The following is a 21,914-nucleotide window of genomic DNA, read 5'->3' on the forward strand; positions in this document are numbered from 1 at the left end:
GGCCGGGGGGTGCGGTTGATCCACTAGGGTCACGCGCGTGACCCGGAGCACCGTTCCCAGCCGCTTGCCGCCGTCGTTCCCCGGCCTGCTGGTCACCGGATCGCTGCTCGCGCTGGGCGTGCTCTGCGTCGCCCTGCGCGTCCCCGCGGCCCCCGTCCCCGCCGACTGGCGCCCTCCCGCCGCGTACCCGCCGTTCGCGGCGATCCTGTTCACGCCCGCCGCCTGGCTGCCGGCCGGCGTCCTGAAGGCCGTCGTCGTCCTCGGCCACGCCGGCCTGCTCGCCCTGCTGATCCTGCTCTCGTGCCGCCTGGCCGGACTGCGGGCCCGGCGCGGGCCCGTCCTGGCCGCCACCGTCGCCGGGCTGTGGCTGGACACCCTGACCGGGGCCGCGCTGCCCGGCCAGGTCGGCCTCGCCGCCGCCTGCCTCGTCCTGTGGGACCTCGGGCGCCCCGGCGCCGCGCTCGGCAAGGGCTTCGCGCTGGGCATCGGCGCCGGGATCACCCTCACCGCGGCGGCGCTCGTCCCGTACCTGCTGCTGACCCGGCGCACCCGGGAGGGTCTGACGGCGGCGGCCGCCCTGGCCGGCACCGCCCTGCTCGGCCTGCTGGTCCTCCCGGAGGCCTCCGGCGCGTTCTGGACCCGTCACCTGCCGACGGCGGGCCGGGCCCTGCTGTCGGTGCCGGTCCGGGCCCAGCTGTGGGTGTGGTGCGTACCGCTGCTGACCGCCCTGGTCGCCGCCGCCCGGGGCGGGGCCGCCCGTACCGGGGGACCCGCCCCGGCCGACCGGTTCCGTACGTCCGTACCGGCGCCCGGGCGGCCCGCGCCGCGCCCGGCGGGCGGCACCGTCAGTCGCTCGCCAGGATCTCGTCGGCGTCCATGATCCGGTAGGCGTAGCCCTGCTCCGCGAGGAAGCGCTGGCGGTGCGCCGCGAAGTCCTGGTCGACGGTGTCGCGCGCGACGACCGAGTAGAACCGGGCCTCGTGGCCGTCCGCCTTCGGGCGCAGCACCCGGCCGAGGCGCTGGGCCTCCTCCTGGCGCGAGCCGAAGGTGCCCGACACCTGGATGGCGACGGTCGCCTCGGGCAGGTCGATGGAGAAGTTCGCGACCTTCGAGACGACCAGCACGCTGATCTCGCCCTCGCGGAAGGCGTTGAACAGCTTCTCGCGCTGCGCGTTCGAGGTCTCGCCCTTGATGACGGGCGCGTCCAGGTGCTCGCCGAGCTCGTCGAGCTGGTCGATGTACTGGCCGATGACGAGGGTCTGCTCGCCCTTGTGCTTGCGCACCAGCGCCTCGGTGACCTTCCGCTTCGTCGCGGTCGTCGCGCAGAAGCGGTACTTCTCCTCGGTCTCGGCGGTCGCGTACGCGAGCCGCTCCGCCTCCGTCAGGTTCACCCGCACCTCGACGCAGTCGGCGGGCGCGATGTAGCCCTGCGCCTCGATCTCCTTCCACGGCGCGTCGAACCGCTTCGGGCCGATGAGCGAGAAGACGTCCGACTCGCGGCCGTCCTCGCGCACGAGCGTGGCGGTCAGGCCGAGCCGGCGCCGCGCCTGGAGGTCGGCGGTGAACTTGAAGACCGGCGCGGGCAGCAGGTGCACCTCGTCGTAGACGATCAGGCCCCAGTCCCGGGAGTCGAAGAGCTCCAGGTGCGGGTAGACGCCCTTCCGCTTCGTCGTGAGGACCTGGTACGTAGCGATCGTGACGGGGCGGATCTCCTTGCGGGTACCGGAGTACTCGCCGATCTCGTCCTCCGTCAGCGACGTCCGCTTGACCAGCTCGTGCTTCCACTGGCGGGCCGAGACGGTGTTGGTGACCAGGATCAGCGTGGTCGCCTTGGCCATCGCCATGGCGCCGGCGCCGACCAGCGTCTTGCCGGCGCCGCAGGGCAGCACGACCACGCCCGAGCCGCCGTGCCAGAACCCCTCGACGGCCTGCTGCTGGTACGGGCGCAGGGCCCAGCCGTCCTCGGCCAGCTCGATCGGGTGCGCCTCGCCGTCCACGTACCCGGCGAGGTCCTCGGCGGGCCAGCCCAGCTTGAGCAGCGTCTGCTTGATCTGCCCGCGCTCGGAGGGGTGCACGGCCACGGTGTCGGCGTCGAGCCGGGCCCCGACGAGCGGGGCGACCTTCTTGGACCGCAGGATCTCCTCCAGCACGGGCCGGTCGGTGCTGGTCAGGACCAGCCCGTGCACGGGGTGCTTGGAGAGGGTGAGGCGGCCGTAGCGCGCCATGGTCTCGGCGACGTCGACGAGCAGCGCGTGCGGGACCGGGTAGCGGGAGAACTCGACGAGCGCGTCGACGACCTGCTCGGCGTCGTGCCCGGCGGCCCGGGCGTTCCACAGGCCGAGGGGGGTGATCCGGTAGGTGTGGATGTGCTCGGGAGCCCGCTCCAGCTCGGCGAAGGGCGCGATGGCCCGGCGCGCGGCGCCGGCGAGCTCGTGGTCGACCTCGAGGAGGAGTGTTTTGTCGCTCTGGACGATCAGTGGACCATTCACGCGCAGCGCCCCGTTTCATTCAGGCCAAACCTCCAGTGTGCCGTACGGCGCGGAGGCTGGGAACACGGCGCTTCGGCGGGGCGAGGGGCGGCGACCGGCGGGGGCCCCGGAGCAGGCGGGTGTTCTGCGGCCGAACGGGTAGACGGCGGTGGCCGAGGGGGCGGACACCGATGTCGCGGCGGGGTCGGCGCGGCGGGCGCGTCGTACGGTGGCCGTCGCTGCCAGGCGATCTCGGAACGGACCCTCATGACGCAGACAAGCTGGGACCGCACGCTCTTCAGCACCTCCACGGCTCCCGCCACCACCCTCACCCACGACACCGGCCTGCTCCTGCTCCGGCTCGTCGTCGGCCTCAGCATGGCCGGCCACGGCGCGATGAAGCTCTTCGGCTGGTACGGCGGCCCAGGCCTCACCGCGACCGGCAAGGGCTTCACGATGGCGGGCTATCCCGCCGGGGACGCCATGGCCGTCATCGCCGGCCTCTCCGAGACCCTGGGCGGCCTCGGCCTCGCCCTCGGTCTGCTCACCCCGCTCGCCGGAGCGGCCCTGACCGGCATCTTCATCAACATCCTCGACCTCCGGGGCCTCGGCGCCTACTTCCCGCCCAAGGGCGTGGAACTCGAAGTGGTGCTGTTCGCCGCGGTCGTGGCCCTCACCCTCACCGGGCCGGGCCGCTTCGCCGTCGACCACCACCTCCCGGTGCTGCGCGAGTCCCGGCCCCGCTACGCCCTGCTCGCCCTGCTGGTGGGCGTCGTCGCGGGGTGCGTCGTCCTGATCGTCCGGGACTGACGGCTGCGCCTGCTGCGCCTTCTCGGCCTGCCGCGCCCCCCGCGCTTCCTCCACGGCCGGCCGGCCGGCCCCTACGCCCCCAGGTGCTCCAGCGGCCCCGATGGGTACGGGGTCTCCGCGGGCAGCAGGGCCCGCGCGGCCGCCCCGTCCCCGGACCGCAGCAGGCCGTGGACCTCCCGGGCCAGGGGCGTCACGTCGCGGATGGACACCGTCCACGCGTCGGCGTAGGCGCGGGAGGAGGGCCCGGACAGCCCGAGTTGCAGCGAGCGGTACGGGAGCGGGTTGAGGTGCACGTCCCGCTCCGGGTCCCACTGGACCCGGGCCGACGACTCCCGCAGGGCCCGCTGCCAGGCCGCGCGGTCGGCGTGGACGCCGCGGGCGTAGTGGGACAGGCAGGCGCCGGCCAGCGCCCGGTCGAAGCCGTCGCGGGTGATCTCGACGGCGAGGACCGTCTCCTGGCCGTCCTTGGCGGCCCAGCCGCAGCGGTACATCATCCACAGGAACGACGGCTTCACCCACGTCATCCGCTCCCGCTTCCAGGCGGGCGGGAAGCGGCCGTCGCGGGCGGCGGGCAGGCCGAGCGCGGGGGAGTACGCCTGGTAGACGGTGACCGTGGTGGCGGTGTGGACCGCGCGGATCTGGCGCGCGGGAGGGTCCTGGAGGTCGTGCATCCCCCCACCCTGCGGTGCGCCTCCCGGCGGGGCCACCGGTTTTCCCCGCGCCCCGTTCCCCCGCCCCCGCCCCGGCGCCCCCGCCCCGGCGCCCCCGCCGCAGCGGCCGCGCCCCCCGCCCCGGTCAGAGGTGGTCCTCCTCCAGTTCCGCCACGCCCGTGATCCGGTGGAGCGCGTACGTGCGGACCTCGTCCGCCGTGTGGTCGTAGCCCGTCACGAAGCCGCCCTCCACCCGGACCGGGGCGAGGACCCGCTGGCTCGCCGCCCCGTCCGCGTTCACGTAGCCGATCCACACCGCCGAGCCCGTCATCGCCGCCGCCTGCACCGTCGCCAGGGTCTCCGCCGCGCTCGTGCGCGGGAGTGCGCCCGGCACCCCGGCCGACGGGGCCGGCTCCCTGCGGACCGCCGTCGCCGCCAGGTCGCCCGCCCGGATGGCCCGTACGGCCGCCCCCAGCAGCGTCGCGTCCGGCACCGGCGGCCCCTCCGGCACCGGGACGGGCGCCGAACGCGCCGGACTGCGGCGGGCGTCGGCCCGGCCGACCAGGACGTCCCCGGTACGGGATTCCGCGGCCGGGGCGTATCCCATCGCCCGCAACCCGTCGAGCAGGGCGCCCGGTTCGGACTGCGCGGCCAGCACGGTCGGGGCGAGGCGGCGCAGGCCCAGCCCGGCCGAGCGCTTGTCGGCGAGGATCTCGCCCAGCATCGCGTCGTCGTCGCACCGCACGTACGAGGAGGCCGCCCCGACCCGCAGGTGCCCGTGCCGCCGGGCCACGTCGTCGATCAGGTACGCCAGCGGCTGCGGGACGGGGGTGCGGCTGTGCTCCTTGAGGAAGGCGTGCAGGTCGACGGCGGTGTGCCCGGCGTCCAGGGCGCGCCGCACCGAACCGGGAGTGAACCGGTACACCGTCGCCCCGCCCTTGGACTCCACGTCCGCGAGGACCGCCAGGGTGTCGCCGAGCGGCCGACGCAGCGGGCCGGGGGCCACCGCCGTCAGGTCGGCCTGGAGCAGGACGTGGTCCACCGGCTCGGGCAGCAGCGGAGCCATCAGCGGCGCCGGGTCGCGGTGTTCCAGCAGGGCCCGGCCGGGCCCGGACAGCGCGCCCCGGCCGGTGACGCCGAGGACCTCCGCCTCGTCCAGCGCCCAGCGCGCGAGGCGGGCCCGCAGGTCGCTGGTCCCGCGCACGGGGCGCTCCCACGCGAGCCGGGCCAGCAGCGCCCCGGGCTCGGCGGAGCCGCCTTCGGGGAGTCCGGCGAGGAGTTCGAGGACCCGGCGGCGCACCTCGGGGGCCGCCGAGCGGTCGAGTTCGGGGCCGAGCGCCGACAGGGTGCGCCCCTTGGCGTCCTGTTCGCCGACCAGCCCGGCGGTGCGGGTGGCGGGCAGCCAGGCCGCCGCGAGCGCCGACCACCGTTCGGCGGGCGGGAGTTCGCACCAGGTGTCGAAGGCGGGGGTGGGGGCGTAGCGCTCGTCCGCCTCGCCGTCGCCGGCCAGCAGCCCGGCCGCGTACGCCAGCTCGGCCCAGAACGCCGCCGCCGCCTCGGTGGCGTCCAGGGAGGCCGCGGCCCGCTTGAGGTCCCGTACCGACAGCCCGCCGGCCCGCAGCACGGCCGGACCGGCGTGCTCCCAGGACTTCACCAGCTCCTCGACGGTCGACAGCGCGGCCATCGCCTGCCCGGCGGCGTTCGCGTCCACAAGCTGTGGACGGTGCTCGCGGTGCGCGGGCACCACCGGCGCGACCGGGGCGGTGTCGCGGTGCGCGAGTCCGCCCCGCAGGTGCAGTGCCACCTCGCGGGGCAGGACGACGGTCCGCGCCGAGGCCGGCAGCAGCAGCCCCCGGTCGCGCAGCCAGCGCACCGGAGCCGTCGGATTCGGGGTCACCTCCCCGTACGGCGGGCCCCACACGAGGCGCCCCAGCACCTGGTGGGCCTCGGCCGGGGCCTCGTCCAGCAGCGCGGACATCCGCTCCGGGTCGGTGAACAGCCCGGTCAGCGCGGAGACCGCGGACACCGGGTCGTGGGTGGCGGGCAGTCCGGCCGCGGACACGATCTCCTGCACGCGGGTCGGCGACATCCCGGACGTGGCCTCCGCGACGGTCGGCCCGAGGCCGGTCGGGGAGGGCCGCTGCGCCGAGGGGGCCAGCAACTCGCGGGCGGTGCGCACCAGTCGCACCCGCTCCTCGTCGCCCCACACCAGGGCCTGGTCGCGCAGGGTGGCCAAGGCGCCGGGGAGCGCGGCGCGGGCCCCGTTGTCCTCCCCGGTGGTGCCGGTCTCGCCGGTGAGCAGCGACTCCAGCACCGGGTACGGGCACGGGTCCGGGGCCACGGCCAGGGCTTCGGCCGTCTGCAGCGCGAACCGGTCGAGGCGCTCCAGCGCCCGTACCACCGAGGCCCGGGTGCCGGCGCGGGTGGCCAGCTGGGTCACGTCGCCCGGTACCGGGCCGAGCAGGTCGGGGCGCGCGCGCAGCAGGGCGGCGAGCGCGCCGTCGTCGCGGGAGCGCAGCGCCTCGGCGAGCGAGCGCGGGGCGCCCGCCCCGGCGCTCCCTGCGGAGCTGCCGGCAGCGTCTCCCGCTGCGGTGCTTGCCTCGGGCACAGTCGCCTCCTGGTCGCGTCGGCCGGTCAGTCGGCCGGTCCCCATCCGGCCAACGGTATCCGCTGCGCCCGCGACAGCTCCACGGGCGCACGCGCTACCTTCGGCACAGGTGGTACGGGAGGAGCCGGGGCATGGGGATCGAAAGCGACCATCTGGTCTACGAATATCTGAGCCGCGTCGGGGACTTGGCGCAGCGCAGGCAGCTGGACTCCGGGGACCGGATGCGGCTCGTGGCGGGGCTGCGGGACGAGATCGACCGTCGGCGCGCCAAGTACGACCCGGAGACCCCGGCCGCCGTGCGCCGCATCCTGGAGCGGATCGGCACGCCGGAGGAGGTCCTGGACACCCTCGGCACCCTGTCCGGCCCGAAGCCCGCCGACCGGGCCGCCGCCCCGTCCGTCTTCGACCCCGGTCCGGCGGTGCCCACCCAGCGGGGTCCGGGCCGGCTGCGCCGGGGACCCGTGCCGCCGCCGCGCCCGGCGGCGGAGCCGGAGAACGTGCCGCCGCACCTGGCGGGGCTCGACGAACTGGGCCCGTCCGACGGCGCGGAGCCCGACTGGTGGCGCGTCACCCCGGGTTCGTACGGGGCGGGCCCGCAGGTGGACGGCTTCGCGGGCGGCATCGAGATCCCGGACCTGTTCAAGGAGGGGCCGGACGACGAGGACGAGGAGGGGGACGAGCACCCGGCGAAGGCCAAGGGCGGGAAGGGCGGGAAGGGCGGGACCGGGGCCGCCGAGGAGTCCGGTACGCCGTCCGGAGCGGCGCGGGCCCGTGCCGCTGCCGCCGTACGGCTGCTGCGCGAGCGGCGGAGCGCCAAGCGGGCGGCGAAGGGGGCCGCCCCGGTGGTGGCCGAGGTCGCCGCCGCCCCGGCCCGCCCGAAGCCGAACGCCTTCCTGCTGCTGGCGGCGGCCGTGCTCCTCGTCGGCGTGGTCAGCGGCTACTGGCTGCTGCTGGTGGTCGGCTGGCTGCTGCCGTACGCCTCGCGCGTCCTGCGGCCCGGCGAGCACAAGTGGGCCGTCTTCGGGCCGCCCGGCGCGGTGCTGGCGGGGGCGGGGGTGTGGCTGTGGGGCCGGATGAACGGGAAGTGGGGCGAGACCCTCGCCGAGGACCAGCTGAGCGGGACCCTGCACGGGATGTGGCCGTGGCTGCTGCGGGCGGCGGGCGTGGCCTCCGCGCTGTACCTGGTGTGGCGGGCGCGGCGCCGCTGACCCCCGGCCGCGGCCGGCGCCGGGCGGGGGCCGGCCGGCGGCGGTCCGGTGCGCCGCCGGCGGGGTCCGGGACACGGCGCCCGCCGGGCTCGGCACAATGGCCGGTATGAACCTCACCGTCGGTTTCGACCTCGACATGACCCTGATCGATTCGCGCCCCGGCATCAGGGCCGCCTACCAGGCCCTGTCGGCGGAGACGGGCACGTTCATCGACGCCGACGCGGCCGTCACGCGGCTCGGGCCGCCGCTGGAGGAGGAGCTCGCGCACTGGTTCCCGGCGGACGGGATACCGGCCGTGGCCGACCGCTACCGGGAGATCTATCCCACACACGCCATCGGCCCGACGCCGGCCATGCCGGGCGCCCGCGAGGCGGTCGACGCGGTCCGGGCGCTCGGCGGGCGGGCGATCGTCGTCACCGCCAAGCACGAGCCCAACGCCCGGCTGCACCTGAAGCACCTGGGCATCGAGCCGGACGCGGTCATCGGCTGGCTGTGGGCGGAGGCCAAGGCGGGCGCGCTGCGCGAGTACGGGGCGCAGGTGTACGTCGGCGACCACGTCGGCGACGTACGCGGCGCCCGGACGGCCGGAGCGCTGTCGGTGGCCGTGCCGACCGGCCCGTGCCCGGAGGCCGAACTGCGGGCGGCGGGCGCGGACGTGGTCCTCCCCGACCTCACCGCGCTGCCGGCGTGGCTCGCGGCATACGTGGCCGGCCGCCCGGCCTAGACACGGCCGGCGGCCAGGCGGCCAGGCGGCCAGTCGGTCGGGAGGGCCGGTGGCTCCCGGCGCCCCCGTGGCTCAGGCGGCCTGCGAGGCCCGCGCCGCCCTCCGCTGGGCCGCGGCAGAGCGGAGCACGCCCGCCGCGGAGATCGCGAAGCCGACGCCCATCAGCATGCAGACGGCCCAGGCGTACGGGGGGAACGGGTCGACGTCCAGGAACAGCGGGGCCATCGTGGCCAGCGTGGCCACGGCGCCGGCGATGAACACGATGCCGCCGGCCTTGACGAGTCCGTCGCCGGGCCGCGCTTCGTCGGAATGAGGAGTAACAGTCACCTCACCAGGGTAGTTCCCTGGCCGAAGCAGCCGACGGCGAAGGTCCGGGGAACGACTTGTCACCCGGACCCCGGCCATTAGCCTTGAGGTGGCGGGTCATCCATGGCCCGCCGCGCTGTTGTCCGGAGCCGTTGCGCGGCACCCCGGATCCCGACGAGCACAAGGACAGAGGACGGACGTGCCTACCGGCAAGGTCAAGTGGTTCAACAGTGAGAAGGGCTTCGGCTTTCTCTCCCGCGACGACGGCGGCGACGTCTTCGTCCACTCGTCGGTGCTCCCTGCCGGGGTCGACGCGCTCAAGCCCGGCCAGCGCGTCGAGTTCGGAGTGGTGGCCGGCCAGCGCGGTGACCAGGCGCTTTCCGTGACGGTGCTGGATCCGGCGCCGTCCGTCGCGGCCGCACAGCGGCGGGGGCCCGACGAGCTCGCCTCCATCGTGCAGGACCTCACGACCCTCCTGGAGAACATCACTCCGATGCTGGAGCGCGGCCGCTACCCCGACAGGGCGCACGGCACGAAGATCGCCGGACTGCTGCGCGCGGTGGCCGACCAGCTCGACGTCTGAGCGCCCGTACGACCCGTGCCCCGTCCCTCGGAAGAGCGGCGGGGCACCGTCGTGCCCGGGCGGTGCGAACGGCCGCGACGGCTACGGGAAGTCCAGCGCGCCGGACGGGATGGCCGGTACCAGCCCCTCGGCGGCCGCCCGGGTCAGCAGCCCGCGCACCGCCGCGTACCCGGCTTCGCCGAGGTCCGCGGTGAACTCGTTGACGTACAGCCCGATGTGCTGGTCGGCGACGGCCGGGTCCAGCTCCTGGGCGTGCGCGCGGACGTACGGGCGGGAGGCCTCCGGGTCGTCCCAGGCCATCCGGACCGACGTACGGGCCGACTCGGCGAGCGCGCGCAGCCGCTCCGCGCCCAGCGAGCGCTTGGCGATGATCGCGCCGAGCGGGATCGGCAGGCCGGTCGTCGACTCCCAGTGCTCGCCCATGTCGGCCAGGCAGTGCAAGCCGTAGTCCCGGTAGGTGAACCGGGCCTCGTGGATGACCAGTCCGGCGTCCACCCGGCCGTCGCGCACCGCCGGCATGATCTCGTGGAACGGCAGCACGACGACCTCGCCGACCCCGTCCGGCAGCACGTCCGCCGCCCACAGCCGGAACAGCAGGTAGGCGGTGGATCGTTCGCTCGGCACGGCCACCGTCCTGCCGGTCAGGTCCGCGCCCGGCTCGCGGGTCAGGACCAGCGGGCCGCAGCCGCGGCCCAGCGCCCCGCCGCAGGGCAGCAGCGCGTACTCCTCCAGCACCCACGGCAGGACCGCGTACGACACCTTCAGCACGTCCAGCTCACCGCGCTCGGCCATGCCGTTGGTCAGGTCGATGTCGGCGAAGGTGACGTCGAGGCCGGGCGCGCCCGGCACCCGGCCGTGCGCCCACGCGTCGAAGACGAAGGTGTCGTTCGGGCACGGCGAATACGCGATCCGCAGCGGGCCGTCACCGGTGCTCATGGCGTTCTCCCCAGTGGACGAGTACGGGTCCCAGCGCGCGGAAGCCGTCCGAGAGGGCGGCGAGGGCGTCCCCGATCCGCCAGGCGTCGCGGTCGCGGGGGCCCACCGCGTTGGACACGGCGCGGATCTCCAGGACGGGCAGCCCGTGCGCGGCGGCGGCCTCCGCCACCCCGAAGCCCTCCATGGCCTCGGCCCCGGCCTGCGGGTGCCGGGCGGCGAGCTCGGCGGCGCGGGCGGCGCTGCCGGTGACGGTGGAGACGGTCAGGACGGGCGCGAGGAGCCCGCCGGTGGCCTCGGCGGCCAGGGCGGCGAGCTCGGCGGGCGGCAGGTGCACGGCCCGCCCGAAGCCCAGGGCGGCCACGTCGGTGAAGCCCTCGGGGGTCTCGGCCCCCAGGTCGGCGGCGACGATCGCGTCCGCGACCACGAGGGAGCCGGGCGGGGCGGCGGGCGCGAACCCGCCGCCGATGCCGGCGGAGATGACGAGGCCGTAGTCGGTGAGGGCCAGGGCGGTGGCGGTCCCGGCGGCGGCGGCCGCCGGTCCGACGCCCCCGACGAGCACGTCGAGGGCGATGCCCGGGAGGTCCCGGCGGGTGAGGGGGTAACCACCGGGAAGGGTGCGGGGCTCGGGGCCGGGCGTGTCCGGATGAGGGGTCAGGCCGGTGACGACGGAGTCTGCCTCCGCCGCCACCGCGGTCACGACGAGCGCGCGCACCGGGGCCGCCCGGCTACTTCAGCTTCAGGTTGAACGACCAGACGGACAGCGGCTTGCCGTCCTCGCCGACCTGGACGAAGGCCAGCTTCTTCGAGGTCGGGGCCTCGCCCTGGCCACCGGTCGCGAAGACGTCGGCGCCCGGGAAGCTGCGGTAGGTGTTCGAGGAGGGCTCGGTGATCGGCTGCCCGTCCAGGACCGCCTGCCACTTCTTGCCGTCCTCGACGACCTCGGGCTCGACGCCCAGGCGCAGGGTGTCGCCGCGGGCGTACTCGACGGCCTTGGCGTCCTTCAGGTTGGTGAGGCACTCCTGGACCTTGTCCATGGAGAGCTCCTTGCCGTCGTTGCAGGCGGCTTCGGCGGACACCGTGGTGGTGCCGACCGTCACGGTCGCCAGCGGTGTCGGCTTGTCGCAGGCGGAGAGGAGGAGGAGGCCGGCGGAAACGGCTCCGAGGGCCGCGACGCTGCGGCGGGCCCTACCCGAGAAAAGCGGTGCGGTCATGAGCCGAAGGCTATCGGGCCGGTGGGCCGAGCCGCCGCACGGGGTCCCGCCGTGGCCTGCGGCGCGGCGCGGACCGCGCTCCGCCGGAGCGGCGCGGACCCTGCCGGCCGGCGTCACGCCACCCTCGGGCGCGAGGAGCCGTGCTGGTGGTGGCGCGGAGCGGAGCGCAGGCCGCGCAGGGCCATCGTGGTGCCCAGCGCCACCACCACCGCCGCGACGGCCATGCCCAGCGCGCCGTTCAGCGGCAGCGCGATGCCGATCGCGCCGCCCAGCACCCAGGCCACCTGGAGCAGCGTCTCCGAACGGGCGAACGCCGACGTGCGGACGGCCTCCGGCACGTCCCGCTGGATCATCGCGTCCAGGGAGAGCTTCGCCAGCGCCTGGCAGAAGCCGGCCGTGGCACCGAGGACCGCCACGAACAGCCCGCTGAAGAAGACGGTCGCGAGCACCGCCACCCCGAGCGTCAGGCACAGCACGGCCGCGATGATCGCCTCCGGGGCGCGGGCCCGCAGCCAGGAGCCCACCGCGGTGCCGCACGCGTTGCCCAGGCCCGCCGACACGCCCACGATCCCCAGGGACACCGCGGCGCTCTGCCCCGCGAGCGGGTGCTCGCGCAGCAGGAACGCGAGGAAGAAGATCAGGAACCCGGACAGCCCGCGCATCGACGCGTTGGCGAGGAGGCCGCACAGCACCGACGGGCCCACCGTGCGCAGCCCCGGCTTGGGGGAGTGGGCCTCGTGCGTGGACAGCCGGGCCCGGCGCTCGCCCTTCGCCTCGTCCACCTTGTGCGGCAGCGTGAACGCGGCGAAGGTCCCCCAGATGAAGATGGCGCAGGCCCCGTACAGCGGCCACGGCGGGCCGATCGCGTGCAGCCCCGCCGCCACCGGCGCGGCGGCGCCCGTGGCCAGCAGACCGGCCAGCGTGACCCGCGAGTTGGCCTTCACGAGGGAGAACTTCGGCGGGAGGAGGCGCGGCACGACGGCGCTGCGCACCACCCCGTACGCCTTGGACGCCACCAGGACGCCCAGCGCGGCCGGATACAGCTCCAGCCCGCCCGTGGCCACCGCGCCCGACATCATCACGGCCAGCAGGGCCCGCGTGAGCATCGCGGCCGCCATCGCGGCCCGCCGCCCGTGCGGCAGCCGGTCCAGCAGCGGCCCGATCACCGGGGCCAGCAGGGTGAAGGGGGCCATCGTGATCGCCAGGTACAGGGCCACCCGGCCCCGGGCCTCGTCCGTGGGAACGGAGAAGAACACCGTCGAAGCCAGCGCCACGGTGATCATCACATCGCCGGCGCCGTTGATCGCGTGCAGTTCGATCAGCTTGCCGAGGCCCGATTCGCCCGCCCCGTGCGCGTGGGTGGCCCGCCGGATGCCGCGCGCCGTACCCGTGAAGGGCAGGTGCAGGGCACGCCCCAGAGCCCGGCCGGCCCTCTTGGCCGGTCCCGAGCCGTCATCGGACGACCGTACGGGTGCCACCCGGCCCATACTGCCCCACTTGGCCCCTTCGAACGCCTCCCGGCGCGTCGCGGAGTGCCGCCGGGCGGTGGCTTGTCCGCGAATCGGACCTTGCATGTGGGCCCGGGGCGCCGGAGGAGGTAGCGTGCGTAGCGCGCCACCGGCGGTTGCTCTTGGCCGCGCGCCTCTTCGCGATCCCGCAGAATGGATCGCAGTTAGGTGCGCCCGAGGCCGATCGGGTGCGGACGTCGACGCGGCCCTCTGGTCCGCTCCGCCCGCGCCACGTACGGACAGACCGACGGGTCGTTGTGGACGACAGTACGGACGGCGCACTCGTGAGACGGCGTAGGAGAGAACGAGACCAGTGAGTGCTGCGACGACGCGAAGCCGTACCCCGCGTACCCCCGACCGCCTGTGCGTCGAGGCGGTGGAACTCGCCCGTTCGGCGGCCGAGGAGGCCGCCTTCCCCGGCGTGGTGGGCGCGCATGTGACCGCGGTGGCGGAGGGCGACCGGGTCGTCACCCACTTCTTCGAGTGCAAGGAACCGGGCTACCGCGGCTGGCGCTGGGCCGTCACCGTGACCCGCGCCTCCCGCGCGAAGAACGTCACCCTCGACGAGACGGTGCTGCTCCCCGGCGACGACGCGCTGCTCGCCCCCGAATGGGTGCCGTGGAGCGAGCGGCTGCGCCCCGGCGACATGGGCCCCGGCGACCTGCTGCCCACCGACGCCGAGGACCTGCGTCTGGAACCGGGCTGGTCGGGCGAGGACGCCCCGCCGCCGAACTCGGTGGTCTCCACCGAGATGGCCGAACTGGTCGAGGCGGAGGACGCGGACGTCACCGACCGCGCCGTCGTTCCGGTGCGCGGCTCCATCACGTCCGTCGCCGAGGAACTCGGCATGCGGCGCGCCCGGGTCCTCTCGCGGTACGGGCTGCACAGCGCGGCCGACCGCTGGGACGAGTCCTTCGGCGCGAAGACCCCGATGGCGCAGGCGGCGCCCGCGTCGTGCGTGTCGTGCGGGTTCCTCGTCGCGATCGGCGGCTCGCTCGGCCAGGCCTTCGGCGTCTGCGCGAACGAGTTCGGGCCGGCCGACGGCCGTCTGGTGTCCCTCTCGTACGGCTGCGGGGGCCATTCGGAGGCCGCCGTCATGCCGAAGCCGCTGCGGCCGGCGCCGCACGTGCTGGACTCGGTGGCCTCGGACGAGTTCCCGCTGCGGCCGGCCTCCGACACGGGCTCGGTTCCGGTCGCGGACCTCCCGGCCGCGGACCTCGGCCACTCGTAACCCGTCCGGCGCGGCTCCGGGGCACCCACGCCCCCCGGGGCCGGGCCGCCTCCGGGCCGTGCTGCCTCCGGGCCGGGCTACTCCGGGCCGGGCTACTTCGGGGCGCGGCGGCGCAGCAGCCGCTTCGCCGCGAGCACCAGGACGGTGCCGACCGCCAGGATCAGGGCGCCCTTCGTGAAGTCGCCCTCCCCCTCCGCCGCCGGACCGTCCGCCGCCGGGGCACCGGGCTCCGGGGACGCCGCTCCCGGGGTCCCTCCCGAGGCCTTCCCCGGCTCCGGCTGCGGGGCCGCGGCCACCGGTACCGCCACCACCCGGCTGCCCGCGCCCTCGGCGCCGAACATCAGCGTGCGGCCGTCCGCCGTGTACGTCACCGATTCGGCCTGCCCCTGCCAGGGGGCGTCCACCCGCTCGCCCGCGCCCTCGGGACGGCCGTCCTTCCACCCGTACGTCCGGGCCGTGAAGTACCCGCGCAGCGTCAGCCGGGTGCCGTCGGGCGAGAACGCCCCGTCCGTCACCCAGGGGACGTCGGCGACCCGCCGGAACACGTTCCGGGCGTCGCCGGGCACGAGCCGCTCCGGGCCCTCGTACAGGCCGCCCTTCTGCTCGTCCTTGCTCGCGATGTACACCCGGCCCGTCACCGGATGGACCATCAGGGACTCGGCGTTGCGCGGCCCGTCGGCGTAAGTGACCGTGAACTGCTCGGCCTTGACGGTGGCGTCGCGCAGTTCCTTCGGCTCCGGGAACCGGTAGATCCACACGTGGTCCCAGGTCCCGCCCAGGTTGTCCCCGACGTCCCCGACGTACAGCCGTCCGTCCGGGCCCAGCGAAATCGCCTCGACGTCACGGGGCTTGCCGATCCCCGTCAGCGCCACCCGGGCGACCGTCCGGCCCGTCGCCGAGTCCACGGCGTACACGTACGGGCCGTCGTCGCTGTCGTTGTGCGTCCAGTACACCCCCGGGTGCAGCCGGCTGGCCGCGAGCCCGCTGGACTCCTTGATCCGCGGGTCGGAGATGGTGAACCCGGCCGCCCCGGCCGCCCCGGGCGACTGCGCCGCGACGGCGGCGCCCGGCAGCAGGGCGAGGCAGCCGGCCAGGGCGGCGGCGGGGACGGCGGTCGACGGCAGCATGCGCATGACCCAAGCGTGCCAGCCCGGACGGCGTGTCCGGCATCACAGGGGCGCCCGGCACGTGATCCGCGATGATGACCGGATGCGTTTCATGTTCGTCGGCGATTCCATGACCATCGGACGCGCCGGCGACTACACCTGGCGCTACCGGATGTGGCAGCACCTGGGCGCCGCCTTCGGCGGGCCCTTCGAGATCGTCGGCCCGCGCACCGCGCTGTACGACGACGCGCCGTACGGCGACGCCGCCGGGACGCCCGCCGCCGGCCCGGCCGGCTGCCAGGCGTACGCCGGGCCGGACTTCCCCGGAGAGGCCCGCCGCCACCTGGCCGGCTGGGGCGAGGGCTGGCAGCACATGGCGCCCCTGATCGGCCCCGCGGCCGGCGCCGCCGGTGCGGACGTCCTGCTGGTCTCCCTCGGCCTGATCGACCTCGGCTTCTACACCCGGGCCGACCAGACTGCCGAGAACGTGCGCCGGTTCGTCGCCGCGGCGCGCGGGGCCCGCCCGGCCGTGCGGATGGTGCTGCTGCCGGTCATACCGAACGTCCGGGCCCGGCAGGACGCTCCGTTCGCCGTCGAGGTGGCCCGTTTCAACGAGCTGCTGGCGAAGGCCGTGGCCGACCTGAGCACCGACGCCTCGCCGATCCTGCTGGCCGCGCGCCCGGCCTCCTACGACATCGACCACGACACCTACGACGGCACGCATCCCAACGCCTCCGGGGAGCACCGCATCGCCGGCGAGTTCGCGGCCGTCCTCCACCAGGCCTGGGGCATCGGCGGCCCCTACCGCCCCGCCCCGCAGCCGTAACGGGCCCGTACCGGGGCCGACTTGCCCGGAGACCGCGCGGCCGCCGCCGCCCGGGGCGGGACGGCGGCGGCCGCGGCACGGCGCGGGGACGCGCCTACCAGGCGAAGGCCTCCGGGGAGGCGCCCGGACCGGGGAAGATCTCGTCCAGGGCCGCCAGCACCTCGTCGGTCAGCTCCAGTTCCAGCGCGCGCAGGGCGCTCTCCAGCTGCTCGGCCGTGCGGGGGCCGACGATCGGGCCGGTGACCCCGGGCCGCGTCAGCAGCCAGGCCAGGGCCGTCTCGCCGGGCTCCAGGCCGTGCTTGTCGAGCAGGTCCTCGTACGCCTGCACCTGCGCCCGTACGGACGTGTTGGCCAGCGCGTCGGCGGAGCGCCCGGAGGCGCGGCGGCCGCCCTGGACCTCCTTCTTGATCACACCGCCGAGCAGTCCGCCGTGCAGCGGGGACCACGGGATGACCCCGAGGCCGTACTCCCGGGCCGCGGGAACGACCTCCATCTCGGCCCGGCGCTCGGCCAGGTTGTACAGGCACTGCTCGCTGACCAGGCCGACGCCGCCGCGGCGCGCGGCGGTCTCGTTCGCCTGGGCGATCTTGTACCCGGGGAAGTTCGACGATCCCGCGTACAGCACCTTGCCCTGCTGGATCAGGACCTCGACCGCCTGCCAGATCTCCTCGAAGGGGGTCCGGCGGTCGATGTGGTGGAACTGGTAGAGGTCGATGTAGTCGGTCTGGAGCCGCTTGAGGCTGGCCTCGACGGCCCGCCGGATGTTCAGGGCCGACAGCCGGTCGTGGTTGGGCCACGGGTCCCCGTCGCCGGCCATGTTCCCGTACACCTTCGTGGCCAGGACCGTCTTGTCCCGGCGGCCGCCGCCCTGGGCGAACCAGGTGCCGATGATCTCCTCGGTACGGCCCTTGTTCTCACCCCAGCCGTAGACGTTGGCGGTGTCCACGAAGTTCAGGCCCGCGTCGAGCGCGGCGTCGAGGATGCCGTGGCTGGTGGGTTCGTCTGTCTGGGGACCGAAGTTCATCGTGCCGAGAACGAGTCGGCTGACCTTGAGTCCCGTGCGTCCGAGCTGCGTGTACTTCATGGGACACAAGCCAACTGCTTCGAGTCCACTCCAGGCAAGGGCCCCTCGCGAACCCGCGGCTCCCGCGCTGCGGGCAGGGCGGGGCCCGGGCCGGGACGCGGGAGGGCTCGGAGGGGGTGCGGTGGGGCGCGGTGGGGTGCGGCCGGGCTTACTGGCCGACGGCCGCCGCCACGGCCACGACGACGAACATCAGCACGAGCACACCCGCCATGACGCGGTTTCTGGTCTTGGGATCCACCCGTCGAGCGTAACCCGGCCCGCGGGACCGTCCCGCACGGCCCCCGGGCGGCGGGCGGCGCGGGGACCGGTTCGCACGGCGCCCGACCGCCGCCGGTCAGCCGCCGGTCAGCGGCCAGGCCCCGACGGTCTCGTAGCGGGGCTGCTCGCCCGGCACCCCGCCGACCGGGAGGTTGCTGCGCACCAGGCTGAGGGTGCCGGCCGGCCAGGGGGCGCCCTCGAAGCCGGCGAGCGCGTCGAGGTACGGCTCCAGGGGCGTGGAGGCGTGGCGGCTGCGGGCCAGGGTCAGGTGCGGGGTGTAGCGGTGGTGCTGCTCCATCGGTACGCCGGCCCGCCGGGCGGCGGCGTCGGCCCGTTCGGCGAGCAGCCGCAGCGCGTCCAGCCCCCCGGCGGCCCCGGCCCACAGGGCCCGGTCGCCGAAGTGCCCGGCGCCGTGCAGCCGCAGGGTGAAGGGTGCGGTGCGGTGGGCGGCGCGCTCCAGCCGGGCGTGCAGGTCCGGGAGCACCTCGTCGCGCACCTCGCCCATGAAGGCGAGCGTGAGGTGCCAGCCGGCCTCGGCGGTCCAGGTCAGCCGGTCGTCGCGCAGCGGCCGTACGGCCCGCGCCAGCTCGGCGACGGCCGCCGGCGGTGGCAGTACGGCGGCGAACAGTCTCATCCTCCGACCCTACCGGCGCCGCCGCCCGCGCCCCGGGACCGTCAGGCGGCCGTGACCAGTTCGCGGCGGCGCGGCGAGGGGACGAAGGCCACGCCGTGCCGGTCGACCCGCAGCCGGAGGTTGCCGACGCGGGCCAGCACCACGGCGATCGCCACGGAGGCGATCAGCGAGATCACACCGCCCGCCGCCATCCCGATCCGGGCGCCGTACGTGTCCGTGATCCAGCCCAGCAGCGGGGCGCCCAGCGGGGTTCCGCCGGTGAAGACCATCATGAACAGGGCCATGACCCGGCCCCGCATCTCGGGATCGGTGGCCATCTGCACGCTGGAGTTGGCGGTGACGTTGACCGTCAGACCGAAGATGCCGATCGGCACCAGCAGCGCGGCGAAGAGCCAGAAGCCGGGTGCGAAGGCCGTCACGGTCAGCAGCGCGGCGAACAGCACGGCCGCGGCCACCAGGAGCCGGAGCCGGGAGTGTCCGCGCCGGGCCGCGAGCAGCGCCCCCGCGAGGGAGCCGGCGGCGATCAGGGTGTTGAACAGCCCGTACGTGCCCGCGTCGCCGTGGAAGACCTCGCTGACGAACGCCGACAGCCAGATCGGGAAGTTGAACCCGAACGTGCCGATGAAGCCGACCAGCACGATCGGCCAGACCAGCTCCGGGCGCCCGGCGACGTACCGCAGTCCCTCGCGCAGCTGCCCCTTGGCGCGGGGCCGGGGCTCGACCGGGTGCAGTTCGGCGGTGCGCATCAGCAGCAGTCCGGCGATCGGCGCGGCGAAGGACAGCCCGTTCAGCAGGAAGGCCCAGCCGGAGCCGACGGCGGTGATCAGCACACCGGCGATCGCCGGGCCGACCAGCCGCGCGGACTGGAAGTTGGCCGAGTTCAGGCTGACCGCGTTGGCGACCTGGTCCTTGCCGACCATCTCGGGGACGAAGGTCTGGCGGGCCGGGTTGTCGACGACGGTCACCAGGCCGAGCAGGAAGGCGGCCAGGTAGACGTGCCAGACCTGGACCTGTCCCGCGAGGGTGAGCACGGCGAGCGCGACACCGGTGAGGCCCATGGCGCTCTGGGTGGCGAGCAGCAGGGGGCGCTTCGGCAGCCGGTCGGCGAGGACGCCGCCGTAGAGGCCGAACATCAGCATCGGCAGGAACTGCAGGGCGATGGTGACGCCGACCGCGGAGGCCGATCCGGTCAGGGACAGGACCAGCCAGTCCTGGGCGATGCGCTGCATCCAGGTGCCCGTGTTGGAGACCACCTGGCCGGTCGCGAAGAGCCGGTAGTTGCGGATCTTCAGCGAGCTGAACATGGAGTTCTTGACCGCGGGTGCGGCGGGTGCGGCGGGTGCGGCAGGTTCTGCGGGTGCGGCGGCCGCCGCGGGTTCCACGGGGTCCGAGGGCTCCGCGGGTGTGACGGGTTCTGCGCGTACCCCGGCGGTGGCGCCGCCGGTGGTGGCAGGGGTGGATATGTGGCCGGGTGCGGAGTCTGCTCCGGTTCCCGTACTCAAAAGCGTTCGCCTCCTGGCGTCGTTCCTACAGGTGGGCGAGCTTCTCCAGGACGGGTGCGGCCTCGCGCAGCTTGGCCCACTCCTCCTCGGTCAGCTCGGCCGCGAGCCCGGCCAGGAAGGCGTTGCGCTTGCGGCGGCTCTCTTCGAGCATCGCCTCGGCTTCCTCGGTCTGGCGGACCACCTTCTGGCGGCGGTCGTCGGGGTGCGGCTCCAGCGTGACCAGTCCCTTGGCCTCCAGGAGCGCGACGATGCGTGTCATCGACGGCGGCTGGACGTGCTCCCGCCGGGCCAGCTCGCCAGGGGTGGCCTGGCCGCAGCGGGCGAGGGTGCCGAGCACCGACATCTCGGTCGGGCTCAGCGACTCGTCGACGCGCTGGTGCTTCAGGCGCCGGCCCAGTCGCATGACGGCGGAGCGGAGATCGTTCACGGCGGCAGCGTCGTCGCCATGGGAGAGGTCGTGCATGTCCTTAGAGTAACTCATTACTCTCGCTAAAGAACACCCGTTGTTTTTCGTCACTCGTACGGGTGAGTGGGCGGCGGAAAGTGACACGCGTCCACGTCCTCTGCCCCGACTCTTTCGGCATGGGGACACATGTGCTCAGCATGCGCATAGACGGGGAGCTCCTCGACAGGCTCCGGACTCATGCCGCCAAACGCGGAATGAGCGTCCAGGACTATGTGGTCCGGACGCTCATTCGCGACGACTTCGACGAGCGCTTCAAGGCGGCCGTCGACGAGACGGAGAAGTTCTACGGGCTCACCTGATCAGGTGGGACGCGGCGGCCGGCACGGCGCCGGTCACGTGAGGCCGAGGGCCGGCATCGCGTAGTAGAAGACGAACACCGCGGCCACGACGTACATGGCCACCGGGACGCCGCGGCCCCGGCCGGTCGCCAGGCGCAGCGCGCAGAAGCTCACGAAGCCGATGCCGATGCCGTTGGTGATCGAGTAGGTGAAGGGCATCATCACCATGGCCAGGAAGGCCGGGACGGCGATGGTGAAGTCGCTCCAGTCGATGTCCCTGACCGAGCCCGCCATGATCAGGAAGCCCACCGCCAGCAGCGCGGGGGTCGCGGCCTGCGACGGGACCATGGTGGCCAGCGGCGTGAGGAACAGCGCCACGGCGAAGAGGCCGCCCGTCACGACGTTCGCCAGGCCCGTACGGGCGCCCTCGCCGACACCGGCCGTGGACTCCACGAAGCAGGTCGTCGCGGAGGACGAGGTCGCGCCGCCCGAGGCGACGGCCAGGCCGTCGACCAGCAGGACCCGGTTGATGCCGGGGAAGTTGCCGTCCTTGTCGATCAGCTTCGCCTCGTCGCCGACGCCGAGGATCGTGCCCATCGCGTCGAAGAAGCAGGACAGCAGCACGGTGAAGACGAACAGGATGCCGGTCAGCATCCCGACCTTCCCGAAGCCGCCGAACAGGCTGACCTGGCCGACGAGCCCGAAGTCGGGCGCGGCCACCGGGTTGCCCGGCCACTCGGGAACGGTCAGGCCCCAGGCCTCGGCCGGCAGATCGGTGACCAGCTGGACGGCCACCGCGGCGACGGTCATGGCGACGATGGAGATCAGGATCGCGCCCGGGACCTTGCGGATGATCAGTGCCAGGGTCAGCAGCGTTCCGATCACGAAGATCAGGACCGGCCAGCCGTGCAGGTGGCCGTCGCTGCCGAGCTGGAGCGGGACCGTGGTGTGCGCGGCGTCCGGGATGCGGGAGACGAAGCCCGAGTCGACGAGGCCGATCAGCAGGATGAACAGGCCGATGCCGATGGCGATGCCCTTGCGCAGGCCGAGCGGGACGGCGTTCATCACCCGCTCGCGCAGGCCGGTGGCGACGAGCAGCATCACCACGAAGCCGGCCAGGACCACCATGCCCATGGCGTCGGGCCAGCTCATGCGAGGGGCGAGCTGGAGGGCGACCACGGTGTTCACGCCGAGGCCGGCGGCGAGCGCGATCGGGACGTTGCCGATGACACCCATGAGGAGGGTGGAGAAGGCGGCCGTCAGGACGGTGGCGGTGACGAGCTGGCCGCCGTCGAGCTGGTTGCCGTACATGTCCTTCGCGCTGCCCAGGATGATCGGGTTCAGCACGATGATGTAGGCCATCGCGAAGAAGGTCGCGAGACCGCCGCGGATCTCGCGGGCCACGGTGGACCCGCGCGCGGAGATCTTGAAGTAGCGGTCCAGGCCGGTCTCCCGGGAGGGCGGTTCCGGGGCGGTGGGCGTGGGGGCGGGGGCCGGGGTGCTCATACGGTCCTCAT

At 74.7% G+C, this 21,914-nt stretch carries 22 protein-coding genes; 8 read left to right on the top strand and 14 right to left on the bottom strand.

What is annotated here, in order from left to right:
• The first annotated feature begins 37 nt into the window (after positions 1–37).
• Positions 38–880, top strand: a complete 843-nt coding sequence (locus tag ACZ6S8_RS08795; protein ID WP_469453804.1) for a glycosyltransferase family 87 protein — start codon at positions 38–40, stop codon at positions 878–880.
• Here the strand turns inward: ACZ6S8_RS08795 and ACZ6S8_RS08800 are convergent.
• Complete coding sequence (locus tag ACZ6S8_RS08800) at positions 846–2,489, bottom strand: DNA repair helicase XPB (RefSeq protein WP_469453806.1); 1,644 nt, start codon at positions 2,487–2,489, stop codon at positions 846–848. The genes ACZ6S8_RS08795 and ACZ6S8_RS08800 overlap by 35 nt on opposite strands.
• Positions 2,490–2,735: 246 nt before the next feature.
• On the opposite strand from ACZ6S8_RS08800, the gene ACZ6S8_RS08805 reads away from it, so the two are divergent.
• Positions 2,736–3,278 (top strand): DoxX family membrane protein, encoded by a 543-nt coding sequence (locus ACZ6S8_RS08805; RefSeq protein WP_469453808.1) that lies wholly within the window; start codon positions 2,736–2,738, stop codon positions 3,276–3,278.
• 71 nt (positions 3,279–3,349) lie between these two features.
• Here the strand turns inward: ACZ6S8_RS08805 and ACZ6S8_RS08810 are convergent, their stop codons facing one another.
• A complete protein-coding gene (locus ACZ6S8_RS08810; protein ID WP_469453810.1) occupies positions 3,350–3,949 on the bottom strand; it encodes a DUF4291 domain-containing protein in 600 nt (199 codons plus the stop codon).
• A gap of 124 nt (positions 3,950–4,073) precedes the next feature.
• A complete protein-coding gene (locus ACZ6S8_RS08815; protein ID WP_469453812.1) occupies positions 4,074–6,581 on the bottom strand; it encodes a helicase-associated domain-containing protein in 2,508 nt (835 codons plus the stop codon).
• 86 nt (positions 6,582–6,667) lie between these two features.
• On the opposite strand from ACZ6S8_RS08815, the gene ACZ6S8_RS08820 reads away from it, so the two are divergent.
• Both ACZ6S8_RS08820 and ACZ6S8_RS08825 read left to right on the top strand, forming a co-directional pair.
• Positions 6,668–7,744 carry a hypothetical protein gene (locus tag ACZ6S8_RS08820; RefSeq protein ID WP_469453814.1) on the top strand — a complete coding sequence of 359 codons (1,077 nt, stop codon included), beginning with the start codon at positions 6,668–6,670 and terminating at the stop codon, positions 7,742–7,744.
• 106 nt (positions 7,745–7,850) lie between these two features.
• The gene (locus ACZ6S8_RS08825; RefSeq protein WP_469453815.1) at positions 7,851–8,468 is read left to right on the top strand and encodes an HAD family hydrolase; all 618 of its coding nucleotides are present in this window, start codon (positions 7,851–7,853) and stop codon (positions 8,466–8,468) included.
• Positions 8,469–8,540: 72 nt separating this feature from the next.
• Here the strand turns inward: ACZ6S8_RS08825 and ACZ6S8_RS08830 are convergent, their stop codons facing one another.
• A complete protein-coding gene (locus tag ACZ6S8_RS08830) occupies positions 8,541–8,795 on the bottom strand; it encodes a hypothetical protein (protein ID WP_469453817.1) in 255 nt (84 codons plus the stop codon).
• Positions 8,796–8,973: 178 nt separating this feature from the next.
• On the opposite strand from ACZ6S8_RS08830, the gene ACZ6S8_RS08835 reads away from it, so the two are divergent.
• Positions 8,974–9,357 carry a cold-shock protein gene (locus tag ACZ6S8_RS08835; protein ID WP_351272846.1) on the top strand — a complete coding sequence of 128 codons (384 nt, stop codon included), beginning with the start codon at positions 8,974–8,976 and terminating at the stop codon, positions 9,355–9,357.
• Between the two features lie 81 nt (positions 9,358–9,438).
• Here the strand turns inward: ACZ6S8_RS08835 and ACZ6S8_RS08840 are convergent, their stop codons facing one another.
• The 4 genes from ACZ6S8_RS08840 to ACZ6S8_RS08855 form a co-directional block, all read right to left on the bottom strand.
• On the bottom strand, positions 9,439–10,293 hold the full coding sequence (locus ACZ6S8_RS08840) for a 1,4-dihydroxy-6-naphthoate synthase (RefSeq protein ID WP_469453819.1): 855 nt from the start codon (positions 10,291–10,293) through the stop codon (positions 9,439–9,441).
• Positions 10,280–11,005, bottom strand: a complete 726-nt coding sequence (locus ACZ6S8_RS08845) for a futalosine hydrolase (RefSeq protein ID WP_469453821.1) — start codon at positions 11,003–11,005, stop codon at positions 10,280–10,282. The genes ACZ6S8_RS08840 and ACZ6S8_RS08845 overlap by 14 nt, the downstream gene beginning before the upstream one ends.
• A 13-nt stretch (positions 11,006–11,018) precedes the next feature.
• Positions 11,019–11,504: a DUF2771 domain-containing protein gene (locus tag ACZ6S8_RS08850; protein ID WP_469453823.1), complete on the bottom strand. Its 486-nt coding sequence runs from the start codon at positions 11,502–11,504 to the stop codon at positions 11,019–11,021.
• A gap of 113 nt (positions 11,505–11,617) precedes the next feature.
• Entirely contained in the window at positions 11,618–12,991 is a 1,374-nt protein-coding gene (locus ACZ6S8_RS08855; RefSeq protein WP_469453826.1) for an MFS transporter, read from the bottom strand.
• A 334-nt stretch (positions 12,992–13,325) separates the two neighbouring features.
• Between ACZ6S8_RS08855 and ACZ6S8_RS08860 the strand changes: the two genes are divergently transcribed.
• On the top strand, positions 13,326–14,243 hold the full coding sequence (locus ACZ6S8_RS08860) for a DUF3027 domain-containing protein (protein WP_469453828.1): 918 nt from the start codon (positions 13,326–13,328) through the stop codon (positions 14,241–14,243).
• A 92-nt stretch (positions 14,244–14,335) separates the two neighbouring features.
• On the opposite strand, the gene ACZ6S8_RS08865 is transcribed toward ACZ6S8_RS08860, so the two are convergent.
• Entirely contained in the window at positions 14,336–15,376 is a 1,041-nt protein-coding gene (locus ACZ6S8_RS08865) for a WD40 repeat domain-containing protein (protein ID WP_469453830.1), read from the bottom strand.
• Between the two features lie 76 nt (positions 15,377–15,452).
• On the opposite strand from ACZ6S8_RS08865, the gene ACZ6S8_RS08870 reads away from it, so the two are divergent.
• Positions 15,453–16,175: a GDSL-type esterase/lipase family protein gene (locus tag ACZ6S8_RS08870; RefSeq protein ID WP_469453832.1), complete on the top strand. Its 723-nt coding sequence runs from the start codon at positions 15,453–15,455 to the stop codon at positions 16,173–16,175.
• Between the two features lie 94 nt (positions 16,176–16,269).
• Here the strand turns inward: ACZ6S8_RS08870 and ACZ6S8_RS08875 are convergent, their stop codons facing one another.
• The 4 genes from ACZ6S8_RS08875 to ACZ6S8_RS08890 all read right to left on the bottom strand — a co-directional run bounded on the left by ACZ6S8_RS08875 (position 16,270) and on the right by ACZ6S8_RS08890 (position 20,116).
• Complete coding sequence (locus tag ACZ6S8_RS08875; RefSeq protein ID WP_469453834.1) at positions 16,270–17,259, bottom strand: aldo/keto reductase; 990 nt, start codon at positions 17,257–17,259, stop codon at positions 16,270–16,272.
• 334 nt (positions 17,260–17,593) lie between these two features.
• Positions 17,594–18,151 carry an RNA 2',3'-cyclic phosphodiesterase gene (gene thpR / locus ACZ6S8_RS08880; RefSeq protein WP_469453836.1) on the bottom strand — a complete coding sequence of 186 codons (558 nt, stop codon included), beginning with the start codon at positions 18,149–18,151 and terminating at the stop codon, positions 17,594–17,596.
• Positions 18,152–18,192: 41 nt separating this feature from the next.
• Positions 18,193–19,455 (bottom strand): MFS transporter, encoded by a 1,263-nt coding sequence (locus ACZ6S8_RS08885; protein WP_469454324.1) that lies wholly within the window; start codon positions 19,453–19,455, stop codon positions 18,193–18,195.
• A 223-nt stretch (positions 19,456–19,678) separates the two neighbouring features.
• Positions 19,679–20,116, bottom strand: a complete 438-nt coding sequence (locus ACZ6S8_RS08890) for a MarR family winged helix-turn-helix transcriptional regulator (RefSeq protein ID WP_351272818.1) — start codon at positions 20,114–20,116, stop codon at positions 19,679–19,681.
• Between the two features lie 119 nt (positions 20,117–20,235).
• On the opposite strand from ACZ6S8_RS08890, the gene ACZ6S8_RS08895 reads away from it, so the two are divergent.
• A complete protein-coding gene (locus tag ACZ6S8_RS08895) occupies positions 20,236–20,418 on the top strand; it encodes a hypothetical protein (protein ID WP_030156886.1) in 183 nt (60 codons plus the stop codon).
• 33 nt (positions 20,419–20,451) lie between these two features.
• Here the strand turns inward: ACZ6S8_RS08895 and ACZ6S8_RS08900 are convergent, their stop codons facing one another.
• Entirely contained in the window at positions 20,452–21,903 is a 1,452-nt protein-coding gene (locus ACZ6S8_RS08900) for an NCS2 family permease (RefSeq protein WP_469453839.1), read from the bottom strand.
• Positions 21,904–21,914 lie beyond the last annotated feature (11 nt).

It is taken from the genome of Streptomyces sp. NPDC048461, from assembly GCF_055587105.1.